Source organism: Pseudomonas sp. EL_65y_Pfl2_R95 (assembly GCF_963971045.1).
Classification (GTDB): domain Bacteria; phylum Pseudomonadota; class Gammaproteobacteria; order Pseudomonadales; family Pseudomonadaceae; genus Aquipseudomonas.
This window is the reverse complement of record NZ_CAXAOV010000005.1, coordinates 213,070-226,800: the sequence shown is the minus strand read 5'-3', so window position 1 is coordinate 226,800 and position 13,731 is coordinate 213,070. Positions and strand designations below refer to the sequence as shown.

Sequence of the window (13,731 nt, the reverse complement as noted above, 5' to 3'; positions counted from 1 at the left end):
AACCCAGATTTACAATTGGCGCATATTACCCGAAGGCGCATTGCGCGTATCGCTGGATCACTGGGCTTGAGGCGTTACAGATTCTTCAGCAATTGCCTGCAACACAGTTTGCAACTTGGCTATTACCGGGCACTGGCTGGCGCCGTGACGAGCGCCGATATAGGCCGGGTCGTTGTAGCCAACCCAGACTTGCCCCGCGGCGTCCTGCCAGACCAGGATTTTAAGCGGCAAATCAATGGCCGACGTCTGGGCGCACTCCATCAAGGGAGTACCCCCTTTAGGGTTACCGAAAATCAGCAGTTGAGTCGGGCGCAGGTCCGTGCCGATTTTCGCTGCACCGGCGGCATGATCGATCTTGGCGAAAATAGTCAGGTCACGGCTGGTGGCGGCATGTTCAACCTGCTGCATGGTCTGGTTGACGCTGTACGGGCTTTTGACACTGACCAGCCCGTTGGCTGCATAGCTCATTGAGCTGATCGCCAGAAGGATAAAAGCTGAGAGATAGCGTATGGCATTCACGTGCTGCTCCTGCTTGATTGGATGATCCATCACAGCTATAGAGCGGGGTGAGGCCGCTTTGTTTCAGTCCTGGCGGGCCAGATGAACCAAAGGCGGCTTCAGGCATGGGACGCACACTGATAATCCCATGCCTGCTTAGGGCCTAAAGCGCGCGAACGCGCAGGGCACGGCCTTTGATCTTGCCATCGCTGAGGCGCTTGAGTGCTTGCTTGGCGACGCTTCGCTCGACTGCCACATAGGCCTGGAAGTCAAAAATAGCGATCTTACCGACCTGAGCGCCCGGAATACCGGCATCGCCAGTCAGTGCGCCGAGAATGTCACCAGGGCGCAGCTTGTCTTTGCGTCCAGCGCCAATGCACAGGGTAATCATCGGCGGTTGCAGCGGCTCTCCGGCGAGCGGCTTGAGGCTGCTCAGCGGGTGCCAGTTGAGCGCGCCTTGCTGGAGTTTTTCAATGGCCTGCGCGCGATGCGCTTCCGGCGGTGCCACCAGGCTGATCGCGACGCCTTTGGCGCCGGCACGGCCGGTACGGCCTACGCGGTGAATATGGGTTTCAGAGTCTCGCGCCAGTTCGACATTGATCACCATGTCGAGGGCATCGATATCCAGGCCGCGTGCGGCAACATCGGTCGCCACCAATACGCTAAGGCTGCGGTTGGCAAACATCGCCAGCACCTGGTCGCGATCACGTTGCTCAAGGTCGCCATTGAGCGAACCGGCGGAGATGCCGTTGGCGGCCAAGTGATCAACCACTTCCTGGCATTGCTGTTTGGTGAAGCAGAAGGCCACGGCGGATTCCGGACGGGCGCTGGCCAATACTTTGACCACGGCGTCCATGCGCTCCTCGGGGGAGATTTCATAGAAGCGCTGCTCGATTTGCGTGTCGTCGTGCATGGCTTCGGCTTTAACGCGCTGAGGATCACGCATAAAGGAGGCTGACAGCTGTTTGATCGCACTCGGGTAGGTGGCCGAGAACAACAGCGTCTGCCGGCGATCAGGCGTGTGGCTGATGATTTCAGCGATGCTGTCATAGAAGCCCATGTCGAGCATGCGGTCGGCTTCATCGAGAATCAGCGTATTGAGACCATCGAGCTTCAGGGTGCCCTTGGCCAAGTGCTGCTGAATGCGCCCCGGAGTGCCGACGATAATCTGCGCGCCGTGTTCCAGCGAGCCGATTTGCGGGCCAAACGGTACGCCGCCGCACAAGGTCAGGACCTTGATGTTGTCGGCGCCACGGGCCAGACGGCGAATTTCCTTGGCAACCTGGTCGGCCAGTTCGCGCGTTGGGCACATCACCAGCGCCTGGCAGCCAAAGAAGCGCGGATTCAGCGGGTTGAGCAAGCCAATACCGAAGGCGGCGGTTTTACCACTGCCGGTTTTAGCCTGGGCAATAAGGTCCATACCTTTGAGAATCACCGGCAGGCTCTGCGCTTGAATCGGGGTCATCTGCGCATAGCCGAGCGACTCGAGATTCGCCAGCATGGCGGCAGAAAGCGGGAGAGATGAAAAGGCGGTGTTAGTCACGGTACAGACCTGCAAAAACGAAATGTCGCGCAGTGTAACAGGTGCGGCGCCAATCGCTGTGGTTGGCCGACCGAAGTGCCGCCAAATAGTCAAACGACGGATAGAAATGCGGTGGCCCGGCGTGGCCACCTGGGGGGGTGCAGCGCCTAATCGTTAGCGTCTATTTCGGGGTTTGCCCGTCTTGGACTGCGGCCCTCTGCAGGCGCCAGCTGCATAAATATTCCGGCGGCAAACATCGACAACAATCCGATGCACAAGTAAGTGGCTTTGAATGCCCAGATAACCTGGTCCGGGTTGCCTTTATTCTCTGCGGTGAAGCCGCTCAACAGCGCTGCGGCTGCGGCAATCCCGATACTCATCGACAGCTGCACCACAACTGAAAGCAGGCCGTTGCCGCTGCTTGCCTCATCGTCGCGCAGATCAATCAGGGTCACGGTATTCATGGCGGTGAACTGTAAAGAGTTGAACGCGCCAATAAGCGACAGCTGAATAATCAGTTGCACCGGCGAGCTCTCGCCGTCGACCAAGGCCATGCTGGCGATCAGCGCACCTAGAAGCAGGGTGTTGGCGGTGAGAATGCGGCGGTAACCCAAGCGGTCAATCAAGGGCTTGGCCAGCGGTTTCATAATCATCGCCGCGAGCGCCAGCGGGATCATGCTCATGCCCGCTTGCGACGGCGAATAACCCATGGCCAACTGCAACAGTAACGGCGTCAGGAACGGCAGTGAGCCACTGCCTAAACGGGCAAACATATTGCCCAAAATACCCACGGCGAAGGTGCGCGTATTAAAGAGCTTGGGCGAGAACAGCGCATTCTCGGTGCGCGCTGCGCGTAGCCAATATGCGGCCAGACAGGCCAGGCCGCCGAGCAACAGCAGCATTACCCTTACATGTGCCATGCCAAGCTCGCCCAACCCCTCCAAGGCGATGGTGATTAACACCATTGAGGTGCCGAACAGGGTAAAGCCAATGGCATCAAAACGCGTGCGCTCGGGCCCGCGCAGATCGGGCATTAATTTGAATGCGGCCCAGCAACCGAGCGCGCCAACAGGTAGATTGATAAGAAAGATCCAATGCCAACTGGTGTATTCAACCAGCCAGCCGCCCAGTGTCGGGCCAATTAACGGGCCGAGCAGGCCGGGCAGGGTGATGAAACTCATGATCCTGACCAAGTCGCTCCGCGGGTAGGCACGCAATACCACCAACCGGCCGACGGGCATCATCAACGCGCCACCCAAGCCTTGAATTACGCGGGCGCCGATCAGCATATTGAGTGATTGTGACAGCGCGCAGAGCAGTGAACCGAGGCTGAACAGGAGGATGGCGCCAAAGAAAATCCGCTTGGTGCCAAAACGGTCGGCGATCCATCCCGAGGCGGGAATTAATAGCGCCACGGTGAGCATATAGGCGATCACCACCGACTGCATGCGCAGTGGATCTTCGGCTAAGTCATGGGCCATGCTCGGCAAGGCGGTGTTGAGAATGGTGCCATCCAGCGTTTGCATAAAAAACGCAATGGCGACAATCCAGGGCAACAAGCGGGCGGTGCGGGCGTCAAGCGGCAGCATGGTGAACCTCAGTACAGCAGAGGCTATAACTGTAATTCAATATTGCGTTTTGTGCTGTTGTCGGCGGTGCTCCGGTGGGAGCACAGATAAGCCGTGTCTGTCCTACGCAAGCGTGCGCATGGCCGGCCCGCGTACCGCCGCGCCGTTGGCAACGTAGTAAGGTGCGGTGCTGCGTGGCAATGGCGTTCGCCCGCGGATGTTGTCGGCGATTTTCTCGGCCAGCATGATGGTTGGCGCATTCAGATTGCCGGTGGTGATCAGCGGCATGATTGAAGCATCGACTACGCGCAGACCTTGCACGCCATGGACGCGGCCCTGGCCATCGACCACCGCCATCTCGTCTTCACCCATTTTGCATGAGCAGGATGGATGAAATGCGGTTTCGGCGTGCTCGCGGATAAAGCTGTCGAGCTGCGCGTCGCTGGTGACATCAATCCCGGGACTGATTTCGCGTCCACGGTAGGGGTCAAGCGCGACTTGCGCCATGATCTCGCGGGTAATGCGGATGCCGTCGCGAAACTCCTGCCAGTCCTGCTCGTGGGCCATGTAGTTGAACAGAATGCTGGGGTGCTGGCGCGGGTCTTTCGATTTAGCGCGAACGCGGCCACGGCTGGGTGAGCGCATGGAGCCGACGTGTGCCTGGAAACCATGCTCGCTGACTGCATTGCTGCCGTTGTAGTTAATCGCAACCGGCAAGAAGTGGTATTGAATATTGGGCCACTCGAACTCGTCACGCGAGCGAATAAAACCACCTGCTTCAAACTGGTTGCTGGCGCCGACGCCCTTGCCCCTGAACATCCAATTGGCCCCAATCATCGGCTGGTTCCACCACTGCAGGGCAGGGTAGAGCGACACCGGCTGTTTGCAGCTGTATTGCAGGTACATCTCCAGATGGTCCTGCAGGTTTTCGCCGACGCCGGGAAGATCGTGAACGACCGAAATATCCAGCTCGTTAAGCAGCGCTGCAGGGCCTACACCCGAGCGCTGTAGAATTTGCGGGGAGGCAATCGCGCCGCTGCACAACAGCACCTCCCGACGTGCGCTGACATTGACTGGGGTGCTGCTGTCGCCCTGCAAATAGGCAACGCCAGTTGCACGCTTGTCGCTGAACAGAATGCGGTCAGTCAGGGCGTGAGTGACAATAGTCAGGTTGCTGCGCTCACGGGCTTGATCCAGGTAGCCGCGGGCAGTGCTGGCGCGGCGGCCTTTGGGCGTCACCGTGCGGTCCATGGGACCGAAGCCTTCCTGCTGGAAGCCATTGAGGTCATCGGTACGCGGATAGCCGGCCTGTACACCTGCTTCGATCATCGCGTGAAACAAGGGGTTATTACCGGTTTTCGGGGTGCAAACGCTCACTGGGCCGTCACCGCCATGATAGGCATTGGCCCCAATGTCGCGGCTTTCGGCTTTGCGAAAATACGGCAGGCAGTCGAGATAGCTCCAGTCTTCGAGCCCAGGATTTTTTGCCCAGCCGTCATAATCCATGGCGTTGCCACGGATGTAGCACATGCCGTTGATCAGGGATGAGCCACCCAGGCCTTTGCCACGCCCACATTCCATACGGCGGTTATTCATGTGCGGTTCAGGATCGGTTTCATAGGCCCAGTTATAGCGGCGACCTTGCAGCGGGAACGCCAGCGCTGCAGGCATTTGCGTACGAAAATCGAGGCGATAGTCCGGGCCGCCGGCTTCTAGCAGTAGCACGCTGACGTCGCTGTCTTCGGTCAGGCGCGTAGCCAGGACATTACCGGCAGACCCGGCGCCAATGATGATGTAGTCAAATTCTTGATTCATGCTCTGTACCTGCATTCGGCGGTGACAATCAGGCTCTGAAAGCACGGCGCTCGTAACGGCAGCGCTTTTTTATGGGTGCTTTCAAGCTCGTACTAACGGCAGTTGCAGGGCTTGGCTGTGTTGATCAATGCTGCCAAGCCCAGCGCTTGCGGCTAGAAAACCGAGGCGTAATCGCCCAACTCGACTTGAACCGACTTGATCCGGGTGTAGTGCATCAAGGTGCTCAAGCCGTTTTCACGGCCGACCCCTGATTGCTTGTAGCCGCCAACGGGCATTTCGGCGGCAGACTCGCCCCAGGTGTTGATCCAGCAAATGCCGGCTTCGAGCTTATGGATAACCCGGTGGGCGCGGTTGAGATCACGGGTGACCACGCCAGCGGCCAAACCGTAATCGGTGTCATTGGCGCGGCGCACCACTTCATCTTCGCTGTCGTACACCAGAATGCTCATGACCGGGCCGAAGATCTCTTCGCGGGCGATGGTCATGTCGTCGGTGCAGTCGGTGAAAACGGTCGGGGCCACGTAGCAGCCTTTGGCATATTCGCCGTCAGTCACCTGTGAGCCTCCGCAGAGCAAGCGGGCGCCCTGCGCTTTACCGGTTTCGATATAACGCAGCACATTGTCCATGTGGGCCGCGCTCACCAACGGGCCAAAGTTGATGTTCTCGTCTTGCGGGTCGCCTAAGCGAATGCGCTTGACCCGTTCAGCGATCTTGCTCTCAAAGCGCGATTGCAGCATGCGCGGGATAAACACCCGAGTGCCGTTGGTACAGACCTGCCCTGAACTGTAGAAGTTGGCCATCATCGCAATGTCGGCGGCGCGGTCGAGGTCTGCATCTTCAAAAATGATAAGTGGCGACTTGCCGCCTAACTCCATGGTCACATCTTTCAGCGAGGAGCTGGATGCGCTGGCCATGACTTTCTTGCCGGTGGTGGTGCCGCCAGTAAATGAAACTTTGGCGATACCGGGATGCTCTGTAAGCATCTGGCCAACGGTGCTGCCGCTGCCGGTCAGTACGTTGAATACACCGGCTGGAACCCCTGCTTCGGTATAGATTTCAGCCAGTTTTACCGCGCTGAGGGAGGTGACTTCGCTGGGCTTGAAAATCATCGCGTTACCGGCCGCCAGGGCCGGTGCGGATTTCCACAGGGCGATCTGAATCGGGTAGTTCCATGCGCCAATACCGGCAACTACACCCAGCGGCTCACGTCGGGTGTATACGAATGACGTGTCGCGCAGTGGAATTTGCTCGCCTTCGATAGCAGGGATCAAACCGGCGTAATATTCGAGTACATCGGCCCCGGTGACGATATCAACAAAGCGGGTTTCGGACAGTGGTTTGCCGGTGTCGAGGGTTTCCAGTTCAGCCAGTTCATCATTTCGTTCGCGCAGAATATCCACAGCGCGGCGCAAAATTCTTGAGCGCTGCATGGCGGTCATGGCGGCCCAGACTTTTTGCCCCTCGCTGGCGCTGGCAACGGCGTTATCAACATCTTGCTGATTGGCCTGCTGAACCTTGGCCAGCACTTCACCTGTGGCGGGGTTGATGCTTTCGAAGGTTGATGTGCTGCTGGAGTCGAGGTAACGACCGCCAATGTAGAGTTTCTGGTCTTCGAATCGAGCCATGGGAAATCCTCTTTTCGGTGTTCTGTGCAAGGCAGGCAAATGGCGTAATACGCCTTTGCTAAAGATGTCGGCGGTTTGACAGCGGGTGTACAACTGCAAAGCTACGGCCGGAAATGATGTCACTAGGCTACGTTATTTTTATTGAACGATCAATCAATAAAAAGCCTAGGGGCGACCGAAACCGCTCTGTTCACGACAGGGTCTACGTGGTCTGCAGGGTGTTTCGCAAGTGTGCAGTACGCCGGCTACAGGGCGTCGCCGAGTTGCATGTCGAGGTACTCGAAGGCGATGTTCAGGGCTTGCTGGGTATCAAACCCTTCACCGGATAACGCCCCACGCAGCCACAATCCATCGATCAACGAGGCCAAGCCGCGCGCGGCAGTGCGAGCCTGTTCTTGAGGCATCACTCGGCGAAATTGCCCGCACAGATTGGAGTACAGTCGGTGGTCGTTTACCCGCTGCAAGCGCTGTAGCGAAGGTTGGTGCATGCTGCTGGCCCAGAACGCCAGCCAGGTTTTCATCGCCGGGCCGTTGACTTGGCTGTGGTCAAAGTTCCCCTCGATGATCGCTCGCAGGTTGCCCCGCGGACTGTTGTCCTTGAGCGCACTGCGCCGGGCGCGAACCGCATCGCTCAAAGCCAGCATCAAATGACGCATGGTGGCTTCGAGCAAGCCGTTTTTATCTTTGAAGTAATGGCTGATGATGCCATTGGAAACGCCTGCAAGCTTGGCGATATACGCAATGCTGGCGTCACTCATGCCAACCTTGTCGACGGCTTCGAGCGTCGCGGCAATTAGCTGTGAACGACGGATCGGCTGCATTCCGACCTTGGGCATCGGATACTCCAACAGGCGTATGAAAGGGCAGTCAGTCTATGGCTTTTTTTGTTGATCGATCAATCAATACCAGCGCTGTTGATCAGGCTAAGGGTTTGATGGGAGCGGGGCGACAGGCTCAATCATGCGTACCTGCAGTTCACAGCGCAGGTAATTCATGCGCTGCTCATGAAATTCGCGCATGTGCGGCAACGCCACATGGCGGTCGAATGCCGCCCGGTCTTGCCAGACTTCGTAAAAGCTAAAGCGCGTTGGCTCAAGTGGATCGCGGAGCATGTGGTACTCAACGCAACCGTGCTCGGCTCGGCTGCCTGCAATGTAGCCGGCAAAGAGTTCGGCGAATGCCTCGGACTGTTCCGGGCGCGTGTAGGCGTCGAGGATAAAAGCGTATGGCTTGCTCATAAAGTGCACTCAAAGAATGATTGGTAATCAAACTTTAAAGCAGTAAATAAGGTTTTATTCATGACTTTTACGCAAATGTAATTTGCCCACCACCCCATTTTTAGCTGTGCGCGTGACCTCTAGACTGGGCACAACTAAAACTTAGGGAGTGTCTTCTTATGTCAACCGCAATGAAAAAAGTGCTGCTGCTCGACGGCGGTAAAGAGTTCGCCCATTCTGCGGGTCGCTACAACACGACCATGCATGAGACTGCCCTGCAGGTGCTTGATCACGCTGGCTTCGAGCTGCAAACCACACGGATTGATGACGGCTACGATATTCAAACCGAGGTTGAGAAATTTCTTTGGGCGGATGTGATCATCTATCAAATGCCGGGCTGGTGGATGGGTGCGCCATGGATTGTCAAGAAGTACATCGACGAGGTGTTTACTCAAGGTCACGGCAGCCTGTACGCCAATGATGGACGCACCCGTTCCGATAGCTCGCAGAAATATGGCAGCGGCGGCTTGCTGCAAGGCAAGCAATACATGCTGTCGTTGACCTGGAATGCACCCACCCAAGCCTTTGATGACCCGATTGACTTTTTCTCCGGCAAGGGTGTTGATGCTGTGTACTTTCCCTTTCACAAAGCCAACGAGTTTTTGGGCTTGAATGGTTTGCCGACCTTTATTTGCAACGATGTGATGAAAGCGCCGGCCGTCGAGCAAGACACTGCGCGCTATGCTGCCCACCTGGCTAAGGTGTTCGGGCTCACCGTTTAACGGAGACAGGCTAAGGCGGTGTCGGGCCAAGCACGTTGACGGGCGTTTCGCTCAGCGGCAAGCGCAGCGTTGGCCGGGAAGCCCCGGCATTCGTATTGGTAAATGGTGGATGAGCAGAGGGTCATTTCCCCTCCCGCTCATCGACCATTTCGCTGCCGGGCTGCCAGCCGCCACCCAGGGCTTTATATAGATTTACTTCGCTGCTGAGTTGGGCGAGACGATCGCTGATCAAGTCCTGACGCACCTGAAACAGCAGGCGCTGAGCATCGAGAAACAGCAGGTAGCTGTCGACCCCGCCGCGATAACGTTGTTGCGCCAGGTCGAAATACTGCTGGGTGCTGTTGAGTAACTGCTGCTGCGCGTCGAGCTGTTCTTTGTAGGTCAGCCGCGCAGTCAAACCATCGGATACTTCTTGAAAGGCCAGTTGAATGGCTTTTTCGTATTGCGCGATCTGGCTGTTCTTCTGGATCTCAGCCACATCCAACGAGGCGCGAAGGCGCCCGGCATTGAATACCGGAATATTGATCTCCGGTTGAAACAGCCAGGTGCCGGTGCCGCCGCTAAACAAATCTGACAAGGACGAGCTCATGGTGCCGGCATTGGCGGTGAGGCTGATGCTCGGGAAAAAGGCCGCGCGCGCAGCACCGATATTGGCGTTGGCCGCTTTGAGCATATGTTCAGATTGGAGAATGTCCGGGCGCCGCTGCAGTAGTTGCGAGGGTAAGCCAGCGGGCATTTCCGTTAGCAGGTTGGCGCTCAGTTTCGGGCTGGCGGGCAGGTCTTGCGGCAATGCACTGCCGAGTAAAAGTACCAGCGCGTTTTGGTCCTGGGCAACCTGACGACGGTATTGCGCCAGTACCACATTGGCGCCATCCAGCGCCGTTTTCGCTTGGCTTAGAACAATGGCTGAAACGGCACCGGCATCCAGGCTGCGCTGAGTCAGGTCGTAGCTGTCTTGGTAGGTCTTGCCGGTTTGCTCGGTCAGCTTCAGCAGTTGCCGGTCGGCCTGCAAGGTAAACCACGCATTGGCGACGCTGGCAATCAGGCTGATGCGCACACTTTGTTGTGCTTCAATCGTGGCGAAATACTGTTCCAGCGCTGCCTGATTAAGGCTGCGTATGCGGCCAAAGAAATCCAGCTCCCACGCGCTCACACCTAGCGTGGCGCTGTATTGGCTGTTGATACTGGATTCACCGCTCTGGTTGACCCCTTCCGGCAGGCGCTGACGCGTGCCAGTGCCGTTAGCATTGATCTCGGGGAATAACTCAGCGCGTTGTATGCGGTATTGCGCCTGATAGGCTTCGACATTCAGCGCGGCCACGCGCAGATCACGGTTGTTGTTGAGTGATTGCTCGATCAGCTTGATCAGCGCCGGGTCTTTGAAAAAGCTGCGCCATTCCTGCAACGGCAAGGCCTCGCCCGCCGCCTGCGCCGGATAGGCGCTGGTGCTCGGATAAGCGCCATCAACAGGAACCGCCGGTTGGCTGTACTCGGGGTTCATCGAGCAACCGCCGAGTAGCGCCAGACTGATAAGGGTCAGGGCAAACGTCTTCATGGCTGCACCTCATCTATATCTTTGGCAGTATTGGCAGCCTTTTTCGGTTTAAACCACGAGCTGATCAAGACAAAGAATAACGGCACCCAGAATATGGCCAACAGGGTTGCGCTTAGCATACCGCCGATAACCCCAGTACCGATGGCGTGCTGGCTACCTGCGCCCGCGCCGCTGGATAGGGTGAGCGGCACTACGCCGAGAATAAATGCCAGCGAGGTCATGATGATCGGCCGCAAACGCATGCGACAGGCTTCCAGTGCAGCCTCGGTGAGGCTTTTGCCGCCGTCGTAGAGTTCCTTGGCGAATTCGATGATCAAGATGGCGTTTTTTGCGGCCAAACCAATGGTCGTAAGCAGGCCAACCTGAAAAAACACATCATTCGACAGGCCGCGCATACTGGTGGCCAGCAGTGCGCCGACAATACCCAACGGCACCACCAGCAGGACTGCCAGCGGAATGGTCCAGCTCTCATAGAGGGCCGCCAGACACAGGAACACGAAGACCATCGACAAGGCATACAACGCAGGTGCCTGTGAGCCAGACAAGCGCTCTTCATAGGAAATTCCCGTCCAGGAATAGCCCACACCTAAAGGCAGTTTGCTGGCCATTTCCTCCATAGCCTGCATGGCATCACCGGTGCTGTAGCCCTCGGCGGGAGCACCGAGCACCTCCAGGGCCGAAACACCGTTGTAGCGCTGCAGCTTCGGCGAGCCGGTGACCCATTTACCGCCCGCAAAGGCACTGAAAGGCACCATTTTCCCTTCGCTGTTGCGCACGTACCATTTGTTCAAATCTTCGGGGACCATGCGCGCTGCCGATTCGCCTTGCAAGTAAACCTTTTTCACCCGGCCTTTATCGATGAAATCGTTGACGTAGCTTGAGCCCCAGGCAATCGACAGCGTGTTGTTGATGTCGCTGAGGCTCAGGCCTAGCGCCCGCGCTCGCTCATCGTCGATTTCCAGTTGGTATTGCGCTTCATCTTTCAGCCCGTTGGCTCGCACGCCTGTAAGTACCGGGTTATCGCGAGCCATCTTAAGCAACTGATCTCGGGCTTCAGTGAGAGCTTCATGGCCCACTCCCGCACGGTCTTGCAAGTACATGTCAAACCCGCTGGAGTTGCCCAGCTCTCGAATAGATGGAGGGGCAAAGGCAAAGACCATGGCGTCATTGATCGAGTGAAAACGTTCTTGGCCACGTTTCACCAGACTGAAGACGCTGTTCTCGTCGCCAGGACGGTCTTCCCAGGGTTTGAGGGTCACAAATGCCATGCCAGAGCTTTGTCCGCGACCCGCAAAGTTGAAGCCGCTGATACTGAATACCGACTCGACAATATCGCTCTCGTCGTTAAGCAGGTAGTCACGCACCTCATCCATGACCGCTTTGGTCCGCGTCATGCTGGAACCCGAAGGGGTTTGTACCTGGGCGTAGAACGAGCCTTGGTCTTCCTCTGGCAAGAAAGCGGTGGGTATGCGCGAAAACATCCAGGCGATGATGCACAAAATTAATGCATAGAGAATCAGGTAAGGCAGTTTGCGTTTAAGGATGCTTGTAACACTGCGCTCATAACCGCTTACGCCACGCTCGAATGTTCGGTTAAACCAGCCGAAGAAGCCGCGCTTGCTGTGGACTTCGCCGTCTTTGATGGGTTTGAGCAGGGTGGCGCACAGTGCGGGGGTGAAGATCAGTGCAACCAGCACCGAGAGGCTCATGGCGGCAACGATGGTGATCGAGAACTGACGATAGATAACCCCGGTGGAGCCGCCGAAGAACGCCATTGGCAGGAATACAGCAGACAGTACCAGCGCAATACCGACCAAGGCGCCCTGAATCTGGCCCATGGATTTACGCGTGGCTTCGAGCGGCGAGAGTTTGTCCTCGGCCATCACCCGCTCCACGTTTTCCACCACCACAATGGCGTCATCCACCAGCAAACCAATGGCCAGCACCATGCCGAACATGGTCAGGGTATTAATGCTGAAGCCGAATGCATCGAGCACTGCGAAGGTGCCAAGCAACACCACCGGTACGGCCAGCGTTGGAATCAAGGTGGCGCGGAAGTTCTGCAAGAACAGGTACATCACACAGAACACCAACACCACGGCTTCCAGCAGGGTGAAAATCACCTCTTTAATCGAGCCCGCGATAACGGGGGTGGTGTCGTTCGGGTAAACAACTTCAAGGCCCTTTGGAAAGTACGGTTTGAGGTCTTCAAGGGTGCTGCGAATAGCGGCCGAGGTTTCAAGCGCGTTGGCGCCAGTCGCCAGTTTGATCGCCATGCCAGCGGCTTGCTTGCCGTTATATTCCGCTGAGGTGCTGTAGTTTTCTCCGCCCAACTCGACTTTGGCGATATCACCGAGACGAACCTGTGAGCCGTCTGCGTTGACCTTGATCAGGATTTTTTCGAATTGTTCCGGGGTTTGCAGGCGGGTCTTGCCAACAATGGTCGCATTTAGCTGTTGGCCATCCTGCGCGGGCAGTTCACCGAACTGGCCTGAGGAAATTTGTACGTTCTGCGCCTGAATAGCGGTTTTGACATCGATCGGCGTCAGTTGATAGTTGTTAAGCTTTTCCGGATTAAGCCAGATACGCATGGCGTACTGCGCGCCAAAAATCTGGAAGTCACCCACGCCCTTGGCCCGCAGCAGCGGATCTTGAATATTGGAGACGACGTAGTCGGCAAGATCGTCGCGGTCCATGCTGCCATCGGTCGATACTACGCCGACAATCATCAGGTTGTTGCGCACCGCTTTGGTCACGCGAATCCCTTGTTGCTGCACCTCTTGCGGCAGCAGCGGAGTCGCCAGTTGCAGCTTGTTTTGCACCTGTACCTGGGCGGTATCGGCATCGGTGCCCTGATCGAATGTCACCGTGATGGTCATGGTGCCATCGGAGTTACTTTCCGAAGCGATATAGCGCAGGTTGTCGAGCCCGTTAAGCTGCTGCTCGATCACCTGAGCCACGGTGTCCTGGACGGTTTGCGCAGAGGCGCCGGGGTAGGTCACCCTGATGCCGATGGCGGGTGCCGCGATGCTGGGGTATTGGTTGATCGGCAAATTGACGATGGCCAGGCCGCCGACCAGCATGATCATCAGCGCAATGACCCAGGCAAAGATCGGCCGGTCGATGAAAAAACGAGACATGCGTGCCGC

Annotated in this window: 10 protein-coding genes; 1 reads left to right on the top strand and 9 read right to left on the bottom strand. The window is 57.2% G+C overall.

Annotated elements, in window-relative coordinates; genetic code table 11:
* Positions 1–57: 57 nt before the first annotated feature.
* The 7 genes from AACY09_RS16780 to AACY09_RS16750 all read right to left on the bottom strand — a co-directional run bounded on the left by AACY09_RS16780 (position 58) and on the right by AACY09_RS16750 (position 8,266).
* Positions 58–519, bottom strand: coding sequence for a DUF302 domain-containing protein (locus AACY09_RS16780; protein WP_339489618.1), 462 nt, complete (start codon positions 517–519; stop codon positions 58–60).
* 142 nt (positions 520–661) lie between these two features.
* Positions 662–2,041: an ATP-dependent RNA helicase DbpA gene (gene dbpA / locus AACY09_RS16775; protein ID WP_445323863.1), complete on the bottom strand. Its 1,380-nt coding sequence runs from the start codon at positions 2,039–2,041 to the stop codon at positions 662–664.
* Between the two features lie 146 nt (positions 2,042–2,187).
* Positions 2,188–3,609, bottom strand: coding sequence for a multidrug transporter subunit MdtD (gene mdtD / locus AACY09_RS16770; RefSeq protein WP_339489617.1), 1,422 nt, complete (start codon positions 3,607–3,609; stop codon positions 2,188–2,190).
* Between the two features lie 102 nt (positions 3,610–3,711).
* Complete coding sequence (betA, locus tag AACY09_RS16765; protein ID WP_339489616.1) at positions 3,712–5,403, bottom strand: choline dehydrogenase; 1,692 nt, start codon at positions 5,401–5,403, stop codon at positions 3,712–3,714.
* 152 nt (positions 5,404–5,555) lie between these two features.
* Positions 5,556–7,028 (bottom strand): betaine-aldehyde dehydrogenase, encoded by a 1,473-nt coding sequence (betB, locus tag AACY09_RS16760; RefSeq protein WP_339489613.1) that lies wholly within the window; start codon positions 7,026–7,028, stop codon positions 5,556–5,558.
* A gap of 245 nt (positions 7,029–7,273) precedes the next feature.
* A complete protein-coding gene (betI, locus tag AACY09_RS16755) occupies positions 7,274–7,864 on the bottom strand; it encodes a transcriptional regulator BetI (RefSeq protein WP_339489612.1) in 591 nt (196 codons plus the stop codon).
* An 87-nt stretch (positions 7,865–7,951) separates the two neighbouring features.
* Positions 7,952–8,266, bottom strand: a complete 315-nt coding sequence (locus tag AACY09_RS16750; protein ID WP_339489609.1) for a putative quinol monooxygenase — start codon at positions 8,264–8,266, stop codon at positions 7,952–7,954.
* A 170-nt stretch (positions 8,267–8,436) separates the two neighbouring features.
* Between AACY09_RS16750 and AACY09_RS16745 the strand changes: the two genes are divergently transcribed.
* Positions 8,437–9,027: an NAD(P)H-dependent oxidoreductase gene (locus tag AACY09_RS16745; protein ID WP_339489972.1), complete on the top strand. Its 591-nt coding sequence runs from the start codon at positions 8,437–8,439 to the stop codon at positions 9,025–9,027.
* Between the two features lie 121 nt (positions 9,028–9,148).
* On the opposite strand, the gene AACY09_RS16740 is transcribed toward AACY09_RS16745, so the two are convergent.
* Both AACY09_RS16740 and AACY09_RS16735 read right to left on the bottom strand, forming a co-directional pair.
* Positions 9,149–10,582 (bottom strand): efflux transporter outer membrane subunit, encoded by a 1,434-nt coding sequence (locus AACY09_RS16740; RefSeq protein ID WP_339489606.1) that lies wholly within the window; start codon positions 10,580–10,582, stop codon positions 9,149–9,151.
* Entirely contained in the window at positions 10,579–13,722 is a 3,144-nt protein-coding gene (locus AACY09_RS16735; RefSeq protein ID WP_339489604.1) for an efflux RND transporter permease subunit, read from the bottom strand. The genes AACY09_RS16740 and AACY09_RS16735 overlap by 4 nt, the downstream gene beginning before the upstream one ends.
* Positions 13,723–13,731 lie beyond the last annotated feature (9 nt).